This window comes from Thiohalorhabdus sp., from assembly GCF_046545655.1.
Classification (GTDB): domain Bacteria; phylum Pseudomonadota; class Gammaproteobacteria; order Thiohalorhabdales; family Thiohalorhabdaceae; genus Thiohalorhabdus.
In genome coordinates this window covers 1-17,672 of record NZ_JBKGZG010000029.1, presented here as the reverse complement: position 1 = coordinate 17,672, position 17,672 = coordinate 1, and the positions used below count along the sequence as shown (strand labels likewise).

The following is a 17,672-nucleotide window of genomic DNA, read 5'->3' as shown; positions in this document are numbered from 1 at the left end:
TTGAATCGCCCGCTGAAGCGGGCTCCTACGAGTGCCGATAGCCGGCGGTAGGAGCCCGCTTCAGCGGGCGACGGAACGGCCGCCGGGACCCGGCATTCCGGCCCCGCCGCCCTCAGTCGTCCGTGCCGGTCCCCGTGGGCAGGGGCTCCCCCTCCTCGGCGATCAGCGCCTCCACCTGGGGGATCTTGGCCCGCTCCACGGGCTTGCCCGTGACCGAGGAGCGGGGGGCCTGGCGGATGCCCTCGGGCGGGAAGATGGTGGCCGTCACCCGCACGCCGTCCACCACCAGGGCGATGGCCGGGAATTCGTCCGCTTCCTTGCCCACCTGGCGCCGGTGGACCGCCCGCTCGAAGGGGATCCCGGAATCGTGGAGGAAGATCTCCACGTCCTCGGGGGTCTCGGCGAACAGGTGCAGGTTCACGTCGGAGTGCTCGGTGGCCGTGCCGTCGAGCACCGAGCCCACCAGGCGCGGGCGGAACTCCGCGAGGAAGCGCATGGCGTCGAGGGCGGCCTCGCGCAGGTTGCGGAGGTGGGCCCGGCTGTCGGGGGTGTCCCGGTACATGCGCAGGCGCAGCTCCACCTCGTCCTGGATCTCACGGTTGGTGGGCAGGTCCTTGGTGTTGCGCGGCCCGCCGCCGAGGTGCCGGGAGGCCTTGCGCTTGGCCACGCCGAAGTCCTTGATGCCCTCTTCCACCATGAGGCGCGCCGCCTCCTGGGTCAGGAGGATGCGCCGCCGGCTGTCCGGAGTGGTCATGGCTGTGCCTCCTCGGCTGGGCGCCCGTGCCGGGCCGCCGTCCGCTTCGTATGCTATCGTTCCGGGCGCACCTTGGAAACTGCGGCACATCCCCGGAAGGCGGCTATGCTCTGGATCAAGGCGTTTCACATCATGGCGATGGTGGCGTGGTTCGCCGGGCTGTTCTACCTCCCCCGGCTCTACGTATACCACGCCGCCGACCCCCACCCCGAGACCGCCGCCCTGTTCAAGACCATGGAGCGGCGCCTGTACCGCGGCATCATGACCCCGGCCATGGTGGTGACGGTGGCCTTGGGACTGTGGCTGTGGTTCGGTTATTGGTGGGGGGCCGGCTGGTGGCTGCACGCCAAGGTGGCCCTGGTGGTGGTGCTGCTGGCCTACCACTTCTATCTTGGCCACCTGCGCAAGGTGTTCGCCGCCGACGCCAACACCCGGGGCGACCGGTTCTACCGGGCCCTCAACGAATTCCCCACGCTGTTGCTGGTGGTCATCGTGCTGCTGGTGGAGCTCAAGCCCGGGGGATAGGGGCCCCGTCGAAGCCGGCGGCCCATCTTCCGAATCAGCCGAAGGGATCTCCCATGGCCGAAGAAGGCAAACCGGTCGTCTATCCCGCCACCGAGGCGGCGGAGGTGCTGGACACGGTGGCCCCGCCCACCGTGCTGACCATCGCCGGCTCCGACCCCAGCGGCGGCGCCGGCATCCAGGCGGACCTGGCCACCATCGCCGCCTTCGGCTGCCACGGCGCGGCCGCCGTCACCGCCCTGACCGTACAGGACACCCGCAACGTGCACGGGTTCCGGGTCACCCCGGACGACGAGCTGCGCCAGCAGGTGGCCACGGTGCTCGCCGACATCCCGGTGGCCGCCGTAAAAGTGGGCATGCTCGGCAGCGCCGACAACGCCCGCGCGGTGGCCGATCTGCTGGCGGAGCACCCGGAGATCCCCGCCGTGGTGGACCCGGTGCTGGTGGCCCAGGGCGGCGGGGATCTGGCCCAGGAGGACCTGGCCGGGGTCCTGCAGGGCACCCTGTTCCCGCGCGCCACGGTCCTGACGCCCAACGAGCACGAGGCCCACGCGCTCACCGGCGGCGAGACCGTGCCCGAGGCCGTCGCCGACGAGCTGCTGCGGGAGGGCGCCCACTTCGTCCTCCTGAAGGGCGGCCATCGCCACCCCGAGGAGGAAGTGGTCACCGACCGGCTGTTCTCCTTCGGCCAGGAGGAGGCCAGCTTCTCCCACCACCGCCTGCCCGACCGCGGCTACCACGGCTCCGGCTGCACCCTGTCCACGGCCATCGCCTGCGCCCTGGCCGACGGCCGCGAGGTGGTGGAGTCCGTGCGCACCGGCATCGACTTCACCTTCCGCGCCCTGCGCGCCGCCTACACCCCCGGCCACGGCCAGGCGGTGCCCAACCGGCTGTTCCACTGGCACAGCTGGGAGCAGGAGGACTGAGTCGGGGAGCCTCCGGGCCCCTGGAGTTACTTCGCTCCGTTGCAGGCGGGCGAATTTGTGAGCGCTCCTTTTTGCAAGCCTTGCGGGCCAACTGCCTCCAGGGGACACCCGCAAAGCTACTACCACCTTGCTAGATAAGGCCAAAGCCCTCCGTAGGAGCCCACTTCAGTGGGCGATTGCTTGAGCAGGCACCAGAGCCCAAATTTGGATGGCCCACTGAAGTGGGCTCCTACAGGGGGCTCCTACGCCGGCCCCTCCCGGGCATAGGTCCGCCCCTTCCAGCGCGTCCGCACTCCCCGCCAATAGCGCCAAGCCGAGGACCAGGTCATGGCCAGGAACAGGGTGCCCGCTAGGGGCAGCGCCAGCCCCCGCAGGGCGCTCAGGCCGTAGAAGCGCAGGGTGGGGGCGTAGGCGGCGGCCATGGCAGCCAGCCCCAGCCCACCGGCCAGACGCCCGGACAGGCCGCCCGCCGCCAGACCGAGAAGGGGGCCCCAGAAGGCCAGGACCATGAGGGCGGTGGCCGCGGCGAGCAGGGCCGCCGAATAGCGCAGCTGGGTGAAGGCGGTGCGGGCCACCATCCCGTGGATCTCCCCCAGCGAGCGGTAGGCCCGCAGGCTGCGCGCCGAGCGGGTGAGCCCCAGCCAGACCGAACCGCCCGCCCGCTTGATCCGCCGCGCCAGGGCGCAGTCGTCGATGACCGCGTCGCGGATGGCCGCCGGCCCCCCGGCCCGCTCCAGGGCCTGCGCCTCCAGGAGCACGCAGCCCCCCGCCGCGCCGGACGCGCGGCGATCCGGCCGGTTGATCCGGGCGAAGGGGTAGAGCAGCTTGAAGAAGAAGACGAAGGCGGGCAGGAGCAGGCGCTCCCAGGCCGTCTCCATGCGCAGGGCCGCCATCAGCGACACCAGGCTGCGGCCCTCGGCCCGGAGCTTGTCCCGCAGCGCCGCCAGGGTGCCGGGGGCCAGCTCGATGTCGCCGTCGAGGAACAGGACGTAGGGCGTGGCCACCCGCCGCAGCCCCTGCTCCAGGGCCCACACCTTGCCCTGCCAGCCGGCGGGCAGGGGCTCGCCGTGAAGCACCGTCACCCCCTCGCCGCCCGCGGCCCGGGCCTCCGCCGCGGTGCCGTCGGTGGAGCCGTCGTCCACCACCAGGATCCGCAGGCCCCTTCCCTGCCGAGCCAGGGCACGGACGGTGCGGCCGATGCAGGCGGCCTCGTCGCGGGCAGGAATGACCGCGGTGACGTCCCGGAGGTCGGCGGCGCCGGTACCGGGTGCCGGATCCAGACGCTCCCGGGTGCTCCAGGGCCGCCCGGGCAGCACCAGAACCCCGATCCAGATTGCCGCGCCACCGGCCGCCAGCCAGAACAGAGCGCTCTCCACCCTCACCTCCCCCTGGCAGGCGGGGGGTTGAGCTTCCCGCCCCGCGCCCCAAGATGGAACAAGTCCGTACCTTCAACCCATGGGAGCACCCGAGCCATGCCAGGGGAAGCCACTGCCGCCGTCATGGACCACCGCCTGTCGCCCATCCGCGGCGCCTACTTGATCGCCGACCGCGAGCACCTGTCCGCCGACCGCCTGCTCCCCGCCACCCGCGAGGCCCTCGAGGGCGGGCTGCGCCTGGTGCAGTACCGCGACAAGGGCACCGACCGCGACCGGCGGCTGGAGGAGGCGCGGAGTCTGGTGGCCCTGTGCCACGACTACGGGGCCCTGTGCATCGTCAACGACGACCCGGGGCTGGCCCGGGACGCCGGCGCCGACGGGGTGCACTTGGGCGGCGACGACGCCTCCATCGCCGAGGCCCGGCAGCTCCTGGGCCCGGGGGCCATCATCGGGGCCTCCTGCTACAACGACATCGGCCGCGCTTTCGCCGCCCGCCGCGCCGGCGCCGACTACGTGGCCTTCGGCTCCTTCTACCCCTCCCCCACCAAGCCGGCCGCGGTGCGCGCGCCGCTTTCCCTGCTGAAGCGGGCGCGCGCGCAGCTCGACCTGCCCATCGTCGCCATCGGCGGCATCACCCCGGACAACGCCGGACCCCTGGCCCTGGCCGGGGCCGACGCGGCCGCCGCCATCAGCGGCATCCTGGACGCCCCGGACATCCGGGAGGCCGCACAGCGCCTCAACAACCTCCTGCGCCTGCACTGGTGAGGGCGATTGACAGCCACGGGGGCACCTTTTAGCTTGATCGGTTTCCCGGAACCCCCCTTTGGAGTGGTGTCATGGCGACGCGGTCGGAACAGCTCTTTGCCGAAGCCCAGAAGTACATCCCCGGTGGTGTGAACTCCTCCGTGCGGGCGTTCAAGCCCGTGGGCGGCACGCCCCTGTTCATGGAGCGGGGCGAAGGCAGCCGCATGTGGGACGCCGACGGCCGCGAGTTCATCGACTACGTGGGCTCCTGGGGGCCGCTCATCCTGGGCCACGCCGCGCCGGAGGTGGTCTCCGCCATCCAGGAGACGGTGGCCCGGGGCACGAGCTTCGGCACCCCCACCGAGCTGGAGACCGACATGGCGCGGCTGATCACCGAGATGGTGCCCTCGGTGGACAAGGTGCGCATGTGCAATTCCGGCACCGAGGCCACCATGAGTGCCCTGCGCCTGGCCCGCGGCTACACCAACCGCGACAAGGTGGTGAAGTTCGAGGGCAATTACCACGGCCACGTGGACAGCCTGCTGGTGAAGGCGGGCTCCGGCGCCCTGTCCCTGGGCGTGCCGAGCAGCCCCGGCGTGCCCAAGGACCTGGTCCAGCACACCCATACCCTGCCCTACAACGACATCGACGCCGCCACCGCCCTGTTCGAGGACATCGGCCGCGAGGTGGCCGCCATCATCGTCGAGCCCGTGGCCGGCAACATGGGCTGCGTGCCGCCGGAGCCGGGCTTCCTGCAGGGCCTGCGCGACCTGTGCGACAGCTACGGCACGGTGCTGATCTTCGACGAGGTGATGACCGGCTTCCGGGTGGCCGCTGGCGGGGCCCAGGAGTACTACCGCGTCACCCCCGACCTCACCTGCCTGGGCAAGGTGATCGGCGGCGGCATGCCGGTGGGCGCCTTCGGCGGCAAGAAGGAGATCATGGCCCACCTCTCCCCGGAGGGCCCCGTCTACCAAGCCGGCACCCTGTCGGGGAACCCGGTGGCCATGATCGCCGGGATCACAACCCTGAAGGCCATCAACAACGCCCACTTCCACGCCGACCTGGAACAGCGCACTGCCCGGCTCGCCGAGGGCCTCGCCGAGGCCGGCGCCGAGGTGGGGGTGCCCATGGTGGAGAACCACGTGGGGGCCATGTTCGGGATCTTCTTCTCGGACCGGCCGGTGCGCACCTTCCGGGATGTGGCGGACGCCGACGCCAACCGCTTCGCCCAGTTCTTCCACGGCATGCTGGCGGAGGGGGTCTACCTGGCGCCCTCGCCCTTCGAGGCGGGCTTCCTCTCCCGCGCCCACTCCGACGCCGACGTGGACGCCACGCTGGAGGCGGCCCACAAGGTGCTCGCGGGGATCGCCTAGGCGCCGCTTCTGGGCAGTGCGGCCATTGCCCGAACGGTCCGGAACCTTCCGGGCCGTTCGGCGTCTCAGGGTCCCGAATCGCCCGGAAGGGGGCGCCATGACAGCCGAACCGGCCCCATGCTAAGCTTGCGCTCCGTCGCACTCCAGGCAACCTACCCCGGCATCTCCATGGCAAGCGAAACGGATCGGCAGCCCGCGGCCGCACCCCCCGCAGACCAGCCCGGGAACGGGCCCGTGGCTGCCGCGCAAGGGAGCGCCCCCCGGCTCGAGGGGGTGGGGCTCTCTTGTGTGCGCCGGGACCGGGTGCTGTTCGAGGGCTTCAACCTCTCCCTTCGCTCCGGGGAGCTGATCCAGATCGAGGGCGCCAACGGCAGCGGCAAGACCAGCCTGCTGCGCATCCTCTGCCTGCTGGCCCTGCCCGCCGAGGGGGAGGTGCGCTGGAACGGGGCCAACGTGGAGGAGGTGCGGCCGGAGTTCCTGGAGGCGCTCACCTACATCGGCCATGCCCACGGGGTGAAGGCGGACCTCACCCCCCTGGAGAACCTGCGGGTGGCCTCGGCCCTGGGCGCGGGCCGGGCCGCCATGGACCCCGACGAGGCCCTGGCCCGCATCGGCCTGGCGGGCTTCGAGGACAAGCCGGTACGCGAGCTCTCCGCCGGCCAAACCCGCCGCGTGGCCCTGGCGCGCCTGCTCCTCCACCCCACGCCGCTGTGGATCCTGGACGAGCCCTTCAACGCCCTGGACCGCAAGGGCAAGGCCTACGTGGAGTCGCTGCTCCGCGAGCACTGCGAGGCCGGCGGCATGGCGCTGATCACCACCCACCAGCCCGTGGACCTGGGCGATGCCACCATGTCGCGCATCCACCTGGGCCCCGAAGCCGCCGCGGAGGGGGACTGACCATGGGCCACGCCTTCGCCGCCATCCTCGCGCGCGACCTCACCCTGGCCCTCCGCCACCGCAGCGAACTGGGCAACCCCCTGATGTTCTTCATCGTTGTGGTGACCCTGTTTCCCCTCGCCCTGGGCCCGGAGCAGGACACCCTCACCCGCGTTGCCCCGGGGATTCTCTGGGTGGCGGCCCTCCTGGCCGCCACCCTGTCCATGGACGGCATGTTCCGCTCCGACTTCGAGGACGGCTCCCTGGAGCAGATGCTGCTGTCCCCGCACTCCCCGGCGCTGCTGGTGGTGGCCAAGGTCCTGGCCCACTGGCTCGTGACCGGGCTGCCTCTGATCCTCATCTCGCCCCTGCTGGCCCTGTTCCTGCACCTGCCCCTGGAGGCGCTGCCGGTGCTATTGGCCACCCTGGCCCTGGGCACCCCGGTGCTGTCCATGGTGGGCGCCATCGGCGTCGCCTTGACGGTGGGCCTGCGCCGCGGGGGGCTGCTTTTGACCCTGCTGGTGCTTCCGCTGTATATACCGGTGCTAATCTTCGCCGCCGGGGCCGTGGACAACGCCGCCGCCGGGCTGCCGGTAGCCGGGCAGCTCTACTTCCTGGCCGCCCTGCTGATCCTGGCCCTGACCCTGGCGCCCCTGGCCACCGCCGCGGCCCTGCGCATCAGCGTCGCCTGAGCGATCCCCGCGGCGGCACATATTCGAGGGTTTCCTGATGACTGCCACACACCTACCCACTGCATGCGAGGCGGGCTAGTCATGTTCCAGTGGATCCACAAGTACGGCTCCCCCCGCTACTTCTACGGCTTCTCCCGGCGCCTGACGCCCTGGCTGGGCGCCGTCACCGCCCTGCTGCTGGTGGTAGGGACCTACTGGGGCCTGGTGGTGGCGCCGGCGGACTACCAGCAGGGCGACAGCTACCGGATCATCTTCATCCACGTCCCGGCGGCCTGGATGTCCATGTTCGTGTACATGGTCATGGCCGTTTCCGGGATCATCACCCTGGTGTGGCGCATGAAGGTGGCGGAGGCCATGATGCGCGCCTCCGCGCCCCTGGGGGCATCGTTCACCTTCCTGGCCCTGGTCACCGGCTCCCTGTGGGGAAAGCCCATGTGGGGCACCTACTGGGTCTGGGACGCCCGGCTCACCTCCGAGCTGATCCTGCTGTTCCTCTACCTGGGCTTCATCGCCCTGCAGTCGGCCATCGAGGATCGCCGCACGGCGGCTCGGGCGGGGGCGGTGCTGGCCCTGGTGGGCGTGGTCAACATCCCCATCATCCACTACTCCGTGGAATGGTGGAGCACCCTGCACCAGGGCCCCACGGTCACCAAGTTCGACGCGCCCTCCATCTCGGTGGGCATGCTGATCCCCCTGCTGATCATGGCCACGGCCTTCACGCTCTATTTCTTCACGGTGGCCTTTAAGCGCGTCCGGGTGGAGATCCTGGAATCGGAGGCCGGCAGCAGCTGGGTTCGGGAACTGGCGGACGAGAAGGGGAACTAAGGGATGACACTACAGGAATTCTTTTACATGGGCGGCTACGGCGTCTTCGTGTGGCCGTCCTACGGGCTTGCCCTGGTGGTCCTTTTGGTGAATCTCATCGTTCCCCACTGGCGCGAGCGCCGGATCCTCCGGCAGATGGCTCGCCGCAACCGGCGTTGAGGAGGAGTGGATGACCCCCCGCCGCAAGAAACGCTTATACCTGGTGCTGCTCGTCCTGATTGGCATCGGCGGCGCCACCGCCCTCGGGCTGACCGCTTTCCAGGAGAATCTGGTGTACTTCTACAGCCCGAGCGAGATCGCCGAGGGCGAGGCCCCGGAGAACCGCACCTTCCGGGTCGGCGGACTGGTGAAGGAGGGCAGCGTTGAACGGGACGATGACAGCCTCGACGTGCGCTTCGTCATCACCGACACCTCCCAAGACGTGCCCATTGAATACAGCGGCATCCTGCCCGACCTGTTCCGCGAGGGGCAGGGCATCGTCGCCAACGGCAAACTGAACGGCGAGGGGGTCTTTTTGGCCGAGGAGGTGCTGGCCAAGCACGACGAAGAGTACATGCCCCCCGAGGCCGCCGAGGCCCTGGAGAATGCCGACGGCGAGCCCCCCCATTCCATGGCCGACAAGTAGGCAGCTCTCCCCCATGATCCCAGAACTCGGCACAATCGCGATCATCCTGGCCCTGTGCATGGCCCTCGCCCAATCCGTCCTTCCCCTGTGGGGGGCGGCGCGGGGGATTCCGGAATGGATGGCGGTGGCCCGGCCCGCCGCCATCGTCCAGTTCGGCTTCATTGCCGTGGCTTACGCCATCCTGACCTACTCCTTCGTGGTCAACGATTTCTCCGTGGCCTTCGTGGCCCAGAACTCCAACGAGCTCCTGCCCCTCTACTACCGGGTCACCGCGGTATGGGGCGGCCACGAGGGCTCCATCCTGCTCTGGGCGCTGATCCTGGCCGGCTGGACGCTGGCCGTTGCGCTGTTCAGCCGGAGCCTGCCGGCCGAATTCGGGGCTCGGGTCCTCGGGGTCATGGGGCTGGTGAGCATCGGCTTCCACCTGTTCATGCTGTTTACCTCCAATCCCTTCGAACGGCTCACCCCGGTGCCCTCCGACGGCTCGGACCTGAACCCGCTGCTGCAGGACATCGGCATGATCATGCACCCGCCCATCCTCTACATGGGCTACGTGGGCATGACCGTGGCCTTCGGCTTCGCCATCGCCGCGCTCCTGGGCGGCCGGTTGGACGCGGCCTGGGCCCGCTGGACGCGGCCCTGGGTGGGCGTGGCCTGGATCTTCCTGACCCTGGGCGTGGCCATCGGCAGCTGGTGGGCCTACTACGAGCTGGGCTGGGGCGGCTGGTGGTTCTGGGACCCGGTGGAGAACGCCTCCTTCATGCCCTGGCTGGTGGGAACGGCACTGATCCACTCCCTTGCGGTGACCGAGAAGCGCGGCGTATTCAAGAGCTGGACCGTGCTGCTGGCCATTACCGCCTTTTCCCTGTCCCTGCTGGGCACCTTCCTGGTGCGCTCCGGGGTGCTCACCTCGGTCCACGCCTTCGCCTCCGACCCCAGCCGGGGCGTCTACATCCTGGCCTTCCTCGCCCTGGTTGTGGGCGGGTCCCTGCTGCTCTACGCCCTGCGCGGTCCGGGGGCCCTGGACAGCGGCACCCGGTTCTCCAAGATCTCCCGCGAGACCCTGCTGCTCGCCAACAACATCCTGCTGGTAGTGGCCATGGCCACCGTCCTGCTGGGCACCCTGTACCCGCTTGTGGTCGAGGCCCTTGACCTGGGCAAGCTATCCGTGGGCCCGCCCTACTTCAACGCCGTCTTCGTGCCCATCATGGTTGGCCTGCTGCTCCTGCTCGGGGTGGGCAACCTGGTGCGGTGGAAGCGTGACGACGCCTCCCGGCTTTGGCGCCACCTGCGCTACGCCTTGGTCGGCACCGCCGTCCTGGGCCTGGGCTCGGCCGCCATGGTCACCTCCGCCGCCGACTACCTCATGGTGGCGTTGGGGCTGGTGCTGGCGGTGTGGGTCGCCATCACCAGCGTACAGGCCGTCTGGACCCAGCTCTCCAGCAAGCGCGGCATCCTGGAGGGCCTGCGCCGGCTGCCTGCCGGGACCTACGGCATGGCCCTGGCCCACCTGGGTCTGGCGGTGACGGTGGTGGGGATTACCATCTCCAGCACCCAGGAGTCGGAGACCCGCCTGCGCATGGAGCCGGGCCAATCCACCGAGCTGGCCGGGTACACCTTCCGCTTCGACGGGGTGGAACAAGTCCAGGGCCCCAATTACGAGGCCGCCCAGGGCACCCTCTCCGTGAGTAAAGGCGATCGCGACGTGACGGTCCTGCACCCCGAGAAGCGCAACTACGCTTCCGGGGGCCAGCCCATGACCGAGGCAGGCATCGACCCGGGCCTGACCCGCGATCTCTACGTCTCCCTGGGCCAGCCCGTGGACGAACGGGGCGAGGCGTGGAGCGTCCGCATCTACCACAAGCCCTTTGTCCGCTGGATCTGGCTGGGAGGCCTGTTCATGGCCGCCGGGGGCCTGGTGGCCGTCAGCGACCGGCGCTACCGGCTGGCGCGCCGGCGGGAGACCGCCCGGAACACCGCCGCTGAGCCCCTTGCCGCCGGGGAGGGCTGAGCCGTGCGCCTGCGCTACCTGATTCCCCTGGTCTTGTTCGTGGTGCTGGTGATCTTTCTTGGCATCGGGCTGACCATGGATCCCGAGCGGGTCCCCTCGCCCTTGGTTGGCAAGGAGGTCCCCGACCTTACCCTGGCCTCCGTGGGCGACCCCGACCGGGCCGTCTCCACCGAGGAGCTGAAGGGGCAGGTCTACCTCCTGAACGTCTGGGCCTCCTGGTGCGTTGCCTGCCGCCAGGAGCACCCCGTCCTCATGGAGGCCAGCCGCGACCACCCCAACCTCGCCATCATCGGCTTCGACTACAAGGACGAGCGGCCGGACGCGCAGCGCTGGCTGGAGCAGCGCGGCGACCCCTACGACGTCAGCCTGTACGACCCCGAGGGTGAAGCTGGCATCGACCTGGGGGTCTACGGCGTTCCCGAGACCTTTGTGGTGGACCGCGAAGGCATCATCCGCCACAAGCACATCGGCCCCATGACCCGGCAGGACTTCCGCACCACCATCCTGCCCATGGTTCAAGAGCTGCGAGGCGAATCATGAGATTCTGGACCGCCCTTCTCGTCCTGGCCCTGGCTCTTGGCCCCCTGGGGGCCCCCCTGGCGGCCCCCGAGCCCATCCGGGACTTCGACAATCCCGCCCAGGAGGAGCGCTACGACGCCCTCCTGGAAGATCTGCGGTGCCTTGTCTGTCAGAACGAGTCTCTGGCCGACTCCCGAGCCGACCTCGCCCAGGACCTGCGTGACGAGGTCTACCAGCAGGTCGTGGAAGAGGGCAAAAACAAGGAGGCGGTGGTTGATTATCTGGTGGACCGCTACGGCGAGTTCGTCCTCTACCGTCCTCCCATGCGTCCGGCCACCTACCTGCTGTGGTTCGGCCCCTTCGCCCTGCTCTTGATCGGGGCGGGGATCTGGCTGGCCGTCTCCCGGGGCCGCGAGCAGGCCGAACCGGACGACCTGTCCCCCGATGAGCAGGAACGCGCCGCGCGGCTCCTCGGCACCGATTCCGAGAAGGATTCCTCTCAATGACGCTTTTCTGGATCACTGTCGCAATCTTGATCGTCGCGGCCGCCCTGGCAGTCATCCCGGCCTTGCTAGGGCGCTCCCGGGCCAGCGAGACCTCCTACAGCGAGGCCAATCTCGCCGTGTTCCGCGATCGCCTCGCCGAGCTCGCCGCCGAGCGGGACCGGGGGGAGATCACCCCCGAGGAGTACGAGCAAGGCCGCGCGGAGCTGGAGCGGGAGGTGCTGCGCGAGGTCCCCGGCAGCGAGGACAAGGAATCGGCCCCGGGCCCGCGTACAGGCATCGGTGGCAAGACGGTCGTGGGCCTATTGGTCGGCCTCCCGGTGGTGGCCGTCTCCCTCTATTTCGCCACCGGCCGCCCCCAGCTGGTGGACGAGGCGCCCCCCACCAGCCTGAGCGAGCGCGAGATCCGCTCCTTTTCCCAGATGCCGCCCGAGCAGCGCGCCAGTCGGTTAAGCGCCTTTCTGGAGGAGAAACCCCGTACTGGGGAAGCCTGGGTCTTGCTTGGCCAGACCTATCGGGAACAAGGGCAGTTCGGCGAGGCGGTGGAGGCCTATCGTCGGGCCCGGCGACTCTTGGGCGACGAGCCCCAGCTGCTGGCCCATTACGCCGAGGCCATCGCCCTGGCCAATAACCGCGAGCTGACCGGGGAGGTTACCGAACTGTTGGACAAGGCCCTGGAAAAGGACCCCGACAATACCCTGGCCCTGTGGATGGCCGGATCGGCCGCCATGTCCAGGGGCGAGGGTGAGGAGGCGGGCCGGCTCTGGCGCCGTTTGGCCGCCCAGATGCCCCCGGATAATCGGAATTTTGAGATGCTCAAGGGCTACATCGCCCAGGCCGAGGGGATCAGCCCCGAGGAAGTTTCCATTGACCGTCCTGAGTCCGAGGCCTCCGGCGGTCCGGCCATGAAGGTTCGGGTAGAGCTTGCCGGGGAACTGCGGGAGCAGACCGAGCCAGAGGACACCGTCTTCATCTTTGCCCGAGCCGCCCAGGGGCCTCCAATGCCCGTGGCGGCGGTGCGCAAGCCGGTGGAAGAGCTCCCCGTGGAGGTCACCCTTGACGACTCTCAGGCCATGTCCGGGGACCGCACGCTTTCCTCCCAGGAGCGCGTGGTGGTGGGCGCGCGCATCTCCAAGGGCGGGCAGCCTCAGGCCCAGCCCGGCGACCTTGAGGGCCTCACCGACCCGCTCAGCGTGCGTGACGGCCGCGAGGTCTCCGTCACCATCGACCAAGTGGTCCAATAGGGCGCCGGGGGCTAGCCGGGCTGCCCCCCCGCGCTCTCCCTCCATGGGCACATCTAGTGGCCTGTCTCAGAAATTCGTTGCAATTTTGCGAGTCGGGAGGGCGGGCGCCGCAAGGAGCCGGGCCGCAGGTGGGCTGCCCGCCCGTCAAGGCCTGGCGACGCCGCGCCGTCCGCCCTCCCGGCTCGCCCGCAGGGAGCTCCTGCGCCGGCCCGGCGCGGCGTTGCGCCTCCTCGACGTGGGCCCACCACGCCTTCGGCGGCGCGCCTTGCTCCGAACCGGCGCAGGAAGCTCAAAAATGTAACGAATTTTTGAGACAGGACACTGGCTAGTCGTCGGCACCCGGGGCTGCGGGGCTGGTTCAGCCCTTTTGCCTCCCGGGAAACTTTCCTTGGCAGCTGAAGGGCCCGCCTGGTGGACGTGGATGGGTAGACCGAGCGTGTGAGACCCCCGTGGGGCGCGACGAAACCGCCTCCGCCAGGGGAATAACGAAACTCCCTTGGCCGAAGCCAGCCCGTAGTTTGGAATAAAAAAAGGGACCCGCTATGCGGGTCCCTCAGGCGGTGGGCCCCCCGCAAGAAAGCGGGAGCCCAGCCGAAAGGCCTTGTTACTCGGCGTCCACGTTGTTGAAGTAGGCGCCCACAGCCTCCATTTCCTCCTCGGACAGCTTGGGAGCGATCTCGGTCATCATATCAGCCGGATCGTTTTCGCGGCTGCCGCCCTCCCAGTCCTGGAGCTGCTTCTGGATGTAGCCAGCGTGCTGCCCGGCGATCTGCGGGAAAACCGGCGGCACGCCCTTGCCCTCGGGGCCATGGCAGGAGGTGCAGGCCGGTACGTCCTCTTCTGGGACGCCGCGCTCGGCGATCCGCTCGCCAGTCTCGATCACCGAGGAATCCGCATCGGCCTCTTCGGTATCCACCTCCTGCTCGTGGTAATAGCGGGCCACATCCCACTTCTCCTCTTCGGACAGGCCCTCGGCGATCCCCTTCATTGTGGGGTAGTTGGCCCGGTCCTCGCTGGCAAAGTCTTCCATCTGCTTCACCATGTACTTCACGTCCTGGCCAGCGAGACGGGGAAAGTTCGAAGCGGCTTGGCCCGCGCCATCTTCGCCGTGACAGGCCTGGCACGGTTGAACGTCCTCATCAGGCTTGCCCTGCATCACCAGTTCCTTGCCCGCCTCGGCATCTCCCTTGTCCTGGTCCTCGGCGGCAAGAGCCGGGGAGACTACGAGAGCGCTCGCCATGGCGGCCGCCCAAATCATTGTCCGCATTGACCGTCTCCTTACTTGTGGAACGAGAACCCGGTTCCCGTTATCCAAGCGCAGCCAGGGTATCACCCCGGCCTCGCTCGCGCCCGGAGGGCCACCTCCAGGCGGCTAGGGGTTCCTACTCGGCCATCCCGGAGATCCAGGAGGCGATCGCCTCCAGCTGCTCGGTCTCGCCGGCGGCGTCGGGCTGGGGCGGCATGGGGGTCCCCCCGGTCTCTTCCTCCCAATTCCCGGAGCCGCCGTTCTCCACGTTGTCCTGCACGGTCTCCAGGATCTTGGCCTCATCGCCCTCATACCGCTCGGCGACGTCCTGATAGGAGGGGCCTACCAGCTTGGTTGCTTCCGCGTGGCAAGCGGTGCAGCCCAGCTCCTTGGCAGCAGCCTCGCCGTCTTGGGCCTGGGCGATACCGACGCCGAGGCCGAGCACCACACCGGTGCCCACGGCGATCAGGGGTTTCTTCATGGTTTTTCCTCCCGGTCTAACGGAGAATGGGATCGGCCCCGGGCCGATCGAATCGGAAATCGCAAGCGCCCTTATCGTATTCGTACAAGTCAAACCTTTTGTCTGATCCGCGCCAACTTTATAGTATAAGAACACTCTTATACATGGGTCAAATTTGCCCTCATGGACGTCACCCTTCCTGCAGCCCACTTCCTGATCGCCGCCGCCCGTGTCTCGGACTTTCCCCCGGACGTCGGCCGGGAAGTGGCGCTGGCCGGCCACTCCAACGTGGGCAAGTCCAGCGCCCTGAACGCGATCCTGCAGCGCAAGAAGCTGGCACGTACCAGCTCCACGCCGGGTCGCACGCAGCAGCTCATCTTCTACGGTCTGGGCGGCGAGGAGCGTCGCCTGGTGGACCTGCCGGGCTACGGCTACGCCAAGGTGCCACCACAGGTGAAGGCCCAGTGGGGCCGCCTCATGGAGGAATACCTCCACGAGCGCCGCAGCCTCGCGGGCCTGGTTCTGATCATGGACATCCGCCGCCCCATGCGGGACTTCGACAAGCAGCTGCTGGAGTGGGCCGACTTCTACGACCTGCCCCTGCATGTCCTGCTGACCAAGGCGGACAAGGCCAAGAAGAACGAAGCCCGCCGGACCCTGGACTTCCTGCGCTCGGACCTGGCCAGTCGTTTTCCGGAGGTTGGGGTACAGCTGTTCTCGGCGCTCAAAAGGACCGGCGTGGAGGAGGCGCGGGAGAGGCTAGGGGCTTGGCTGGGGCTGGGGTCCGACGAATAGACAAAAAAAGAGCCCCGGAAAAGGGGGAAAACCGGGGCTCCACCCGCCCCCGGGGAAGGGGCGGCACCAGGAACCGGCCCTGACGGGCGGGGCAGGGCCGGAGACGGCTTTCGGCCGTCTCACAAGATTAGAGGGCTAGTGATCGGGGGAGTTCCGGCGGTCCGAAAAAAATTTTTGCTACCGGAGCCGGCGCCCGTTTGCCGGGTCGATAATGGCCGACGGTTCCCGTCGCGGACCCACCCGGCCCCGGAGGCAGCCATCCAGCAGGGAGCCGAAGACCGCCCGACATTGGACCGCGCTACGGGCGGGCGGTTCACCTTCCCGATTGGCGCTGGTGGAAACCAGGGCGCCGCCGAAGGCCTTGCACAGGCGGGCGGCGTGGGGGTGGGCGGTCCAGCGCAGGGCCACCCGGGGATGTTCGCCCCGCACCCAGGGCGGTACCGCCGCGGAGGGCGGCACGAGGAAGGTGACGGGCCCCGGCCACGCCCGGGCCAGACGCCGGCGCATGGGGACGGTCAGCCGGCCCATGTAGGGGGCCAGGTGCTCCCAGACGCCGCCGATCAGGATCAGGCCCTTGGCCTCGGCCCGTCCCTTGGCCGCCAGGATCCGCTCCACAGCGGCCTGATTCCGGGGGTCGCAGCCCAGGCCGAAGCAGCTCTCGGTGGGGTAGGCCAGGACCCCGCCCTCCCGGAGCAGGACCGCGGCGTCCTCCGCGTCCAGCAGGGGCACCTCCGCCACGGTGCCTGCCTCAGCCCCGCCCGAGGGCGCGGTGCCCAATGTCCCGCCGGTAATACACGCCCGGCCAGCGGATGCGCCCGGCGGCGCCCAGGGCGCGATCCCGGGCCTCGGACACGCTGGCGCCGAGGGCGGTGACCCCCAGGACGCGTCCGCCCGCGGTCACCACTCCGTGGGGCCCGCGCACAGTCCCGGCGTGGAACACCTTGAGCTGGTCGCCCTCCGGCACCGCCTCCAGCCCCTCGATGGGGCGGCCCTTTTCGTAGGGTCCAGGGTAGCCTTCCGCCGCCTGCACCACCGTCAGCGCCGGGCGCGGGTCCCAGGCCGCCTCCCGGGTATTCAGCCGGCCTTCGGCCCCGGCCTCCAGCAGGTCGGCCAGGTCGCTGCGCAGGCGCATCATCAGCGGCTGGCACTCGGGATCGCCGAAGCGGCAGTTGAACTCCAGCACCCGGGGCCGGCCCTGGTGGATCATGAGCCCGGCGTAGAGCACACCCCGGAAGGGAGCCCCCTCGGCGGCCATGCCCGCGACGGTGGGCCTCACCACCTCCTCCATCACCCGATGGGCCACGCCGTTGGTGACCACCGGGGCCGGGGAATAGGCCCCCATGCCGCCGGTGTTGGGGCCGGTGTCCCCCTCGTGGAGGGTCTTGTGGTCCTGGGAGCTGGCCAGGGGCAGGATGTGCTCGCCGTCCACCAGGCAGAGGAAGGACGCCTCCTCGCCTTCCAGGCGCTCCTCCACCACCACCCGGGCCCCGGCCCCGCCGAAGCGCCCGCCGAGCATCTCCTCCACGGCCGCATTGGCCTCGGCGACGTTGTCGGCCAGCACCACCCCCTTGCCGGCGGCCAAGCCATCGGCCTTGACCGCGACCGGGCGGCCCAGGCGCTCCACGAAGGCGCGGGCTTCCGCCGGATCGGTGAAGGTACCGTAGGCGGCCGAGGGGATGGCGTGGCGGGCCATGAAGTCCTTGGCGAAGGCCTTGGAGCCCTCCAGGCGCGCCGCCGCCGCGGTGGGACCGAAGCAGCGGAGCCCCGCTGCCTTGAAACGGTCCACCACCCCCGCTACCAGGGGCGCCTCGGGACCCACCACGGTCAGGTCCACCGCCTCCCGCCGGGCGAGGCGCAGCAATCCATCCAGATCGTCGTCCGCCACCGGGGCGTTGGTCACCTTGGGCTCGGCCTCGGTGCCGGCGTTGCCCGGGGCGCAGACCACCCTTTCCACCCGGGGGCTCCGGGCCAGTTTCCAGGCCAGCGCGTGCTCGCGTCCGCCACCACCGATTACCAGGATGCGCATGCTCGCTGCTCCCCACCGTGCTGGGTCCACCCGGGCGGGTGGACGCGCTGTTCTCCCCGGCCGGTCCGCCTGGGCTCAGTGCCGGAAGTGGCGCATGCCGGTCAGGACCATGGCCAGGCCGTGCTCGTCGGCCGCCTCGATCACCTCGTTGT

General features: G+C 69.7%; 19 protein-coding genes and 1 pseudogene. 14 read left to right on the top strand and 6 right to left on the bottom strand.

Annotation, left to right across the window (positions count from 1 at the left end):
- Window positions 1-112 precede the first annotated feature (112 nt).
- Window positions 113-754 carry a hypothetical protein gene (locus tag ACLFRB_RS07825; RefSeq protein WP_411068457.1) on the bottom strand — a complete coding sequence of 214 codons (642 nt, stop codon included), beginning with the start codon at window positions 752-754 and terminating at the stop codon, window positions 113-115.
- Window positions 755-859: 105 nt separating this feature from the next.
- Here ACLFRB_RS07825 and hemJ point away from each other — a divergent pair, with 105 nt between their 5' ends.
- Complete coding sequence (gene hemJ, locus ACLFRB_RS07820; protein WP_411068456.1) at window positions 860-1,279, top strand: protoporphyrinogen oxidase HemJ; 420 nt, start codon at window positions 860-862, stop codon at window positions 1,277-1,279.
- Window positions 1,280-1,332: 53 nt separating this feature from the next.
- The gene (gene thiD / locus ACLFRB_RS07815) at window positions 1,333-2,202 is read left to right on the top strand and encodes a bifunctional hydroxymethylpyrimidine kinase/phosphomethylpyrimidine kinase (RefSeq protein WP_411068455.1); all 870 of its coding nucleotides are present in this window, start codon (window positions 1,333-1,335) and stop codon (window positions 2,200-2,202) included.
- Between the two features lie 242 nt (window positions 2,203-2,444).
- On the opposite strand, the gene ACLFRB_RS07810 is transcribed toward thiD, so the two are convergent.
- Window positions 2,445-3,578 (bottom strand): glycosyltransferase, encoded by a 1,134-nt coding sequence (locus ACLFRB_RS07810; RefSeq protein WP_411068454.1) that lies wholly within the window; start codon window positions 3,576-3,578, stop codon window positions 2,445-2,447.
- Window positions 3,579-3,674: 96 nt separating this feature from the next.
- On the opposite strand from ACLFRB_RS07810, the gene thiE reads away from it, so the two are divergent.
- The 11 genes from thiE to ccmI all read left to right on the top strand — a co-directional run bounded on the left by thiE (window position 3,675) and on the right by ccmI (window position 12,993).
- A complete protein-coding gene (thiE, locus tag ACLFRB_RS07805) occupies window positions 3,675-4,343 on the top strand; it encodes a thiamine phosphate synthase (RefSeq protein ID WP_411068453.1) in 669 nt (222 codons plus the stop codon).
- A 71-nt stretch (window positions 4,344-4,414) separates the two neighbouring features.
- On the top strand, window positions 4,415-5,698 hold the full coding sequence (hemL, locus tag ACLFRB_RS07800; protein WP_411068452.1) for a glutamate-1-semialdehyde 2,1-aminomutase: 1,284 nt from the start codon (window positions 4,415-4,417) through the stop codon (window positions 5,696-5,698).
- Between the two features lie 234 nt (window positions 5,699-5,932).
- Window positions 5,933-6,595 (top strand): cytochrome c biogenesis heme-transporting ATPase CcmA, encoded by a 663-nt coding sequence (gene ccmA / locus ACLFRB_RS07795; RefSeq protein WP_411068451.1) that lies wholly within the window; start codon window positions 5,933-5,935, stop codon window positions 6,593-6,595.
- 2 nt (window positions 6,596-6,597) lie between these two features.
- Window positions 6,598-7,266: a heme exporter protein CcmB gene (gene ccmB, locus ACLFRB_RS07790; RefSeq protein ID WP_411068450.1), complete on the top strand. Its 669-nt coding sequence runs from the start codon at window positions 6,598-6,600 to the stop codon at window positions 7,264-7,266.
- Window positions 7,267-7,347: 81 nt separating this feature from the next.
- A complete protein-coding gene (locus tag ACLFRB_RS07785) occupies window positions 7,348-8,091 on the top strand; it encodes a heme ABC transporter permease (RefSeq protein WP_411068449.1) in 744 nt (247 codons plus the stop codon).
- A 3-nt stretch (window positions 8,092-8,094) separates the two neighbouring features.
- A complete protein-coding gene (ccmD, locus tag ACLFRB_RS07780) occupies window positions 8,095-8,250 on the top strand; it encodes a heme exporter protein CcmD (RefSeq protein ID WP_411068448.1) in 156 nt (51 codons plus the stop codon).
- A gap of 10 nt (window positions 8,251-8,260) precedes the next feature.
- Window positions 8,261-8,716 (top strand): cytochrome c maturation protein CcmE, encoded by a 456-nt coding sequence (ccmE, locus tag ACLFRB_RS07775; RefSeq protein WP_411068447.1) that lies wholly within the window; start codon window positions 8,261-8,263, stop codon window positions 8,714-8,716.
- Window positions 8,717-8,729: 13 nt separating this feature from the next.
- Window positions 8,730-10,727 carry a heme lyase CcmF/NrfE family subunit gene (locus ACLFRB_RS07770; RefSeq protein ID WP_411068446.1) on the top strand — a complete coding sequence of 666 codons (1,998 nt, stop codon included), beginning with the start codon at window positions 8,730-8,732 and terminating at the stop codon, window positions 10,725-10,727.
- A 3-nt stretch (window positions 10,728-10,730) separates the two neighbouring features.
- On the top strand, window positions 10,731-11,267 hold the full coding sequence (locus tag ACLFRB_RS07765) for a DsbE family thiol:disulfide interchange protein (RefSeq protein ID WP_411068445.1): 537 nt from the start codon (window positions 10,731-10,733) through the stop codon (window positions 11,265-11,267).
- Entirely contained in the window at window positions 11,264-11,752 is a 489-nt protein-coding gene (locus ACLFRB_RS07760) for a cytochrome c-type biogenesis protein (protein WP_411068444.1), read from the top strand. Before ACLFRB_RS07765 ends, ACLFRB_RS07760 begins: the two co-directional genes overlap by 4 nt.
- The gene (gene ccmI / locus ACLFRB_RS07755) at window positions 11,749-12,993 is read left to right on the top strand and encodes a c-type cytochrome biogenesis protein CcmI (RefSeq protein WP_411068443.1); all 1,245 of its coding nucleotides are present in this window, start codon (window positions 11,749-11,751) and stop codon (window positions 12,991-12,993) included. Before ACLFRB_RS07760 ends, ccmI begins: the two co-directional genes overlap by 4 nt.
- Window positions 12,994-13,597: 604 nt before the next feature.
- On the opposite strand, the gene ACLFRB_RS07750 is transcribed toward ccmI, so the two are convergent.
- Together ACLFRB_RS07750 and ACLFRB_RS07745 are read right to left on the bottom strand one after the other, a co-directional pair.
- The gene (locus tag ACLFRB_RS07750; protein ID WP_411068442.1) at window positions 13,598-14,260 is read right to left on the bottom strand and encodes a c-type cytochrome; all 663 of its coding nucleotides are present in this window, start codon (window positions 14,258-14,260) and stop codon (window positions 13,598-13,600) included.
- A 115-nt stretch (window positions 14,261-14,375) separates the two neighbouring features.
- Window positions 14,376-14,720: a c-type cytochrome gene (locus tag ACLFRB_RS07745; RefSeq protein WP_411068441.1), complete on the bottom strand. Its 345-nt coding sequence runs from the start codon at window positions 14,718-14,720 to the stop codon at window positions 14,376-14,378.
- A 162-nt stretch (window positions 14,721-14,882) separates the two neighbouring features.
- On the opposite strand from ACLFRB_RS07745, the gene yihA reads away from it, so the two are divergent.
- Entirely contained in the window at window positions 14,883-15,494 is a 612-nt protein-coding gene (gene yihA / locus ACLFRB_RS07740; protein WP_411068440.1) for a ribosome biogenesis GTP-binding protein YihA/YsxC, read from the top strand.
- A 177-nt stretch (window positions 15,495-15,671) separates the two neighbouring features.
- Here the strand turns inward: yihA and ACLFRB_RS07735 are convergent.
- Both ACLFRB_RS07735 and purD read right to left on the bottom strand, forming a co-directional pair.
- Window positions 15,672-16,246: pseudogene (locus tag ACLFRB_RS07735) on the bottom strand (L-threonylcarbamoyladenylate synthase).
- Entirely contained in the window at window positions 16,243-17,520 is a 1,278-nt protein-coding gene (purD, locus tag ACLFRB_RS07730) for a phosphoribosylamine--glycine ligase (RefSeq protein WP_411068439.1), read from the bottom strand. The pseudogene ACLFRB_RS07735 and the gene purD overlap by 4 nt, the downstream one beginning before the upstream one ends.
- Window positions 17,521-17,672: the final 152 nt, after the last annotated feature.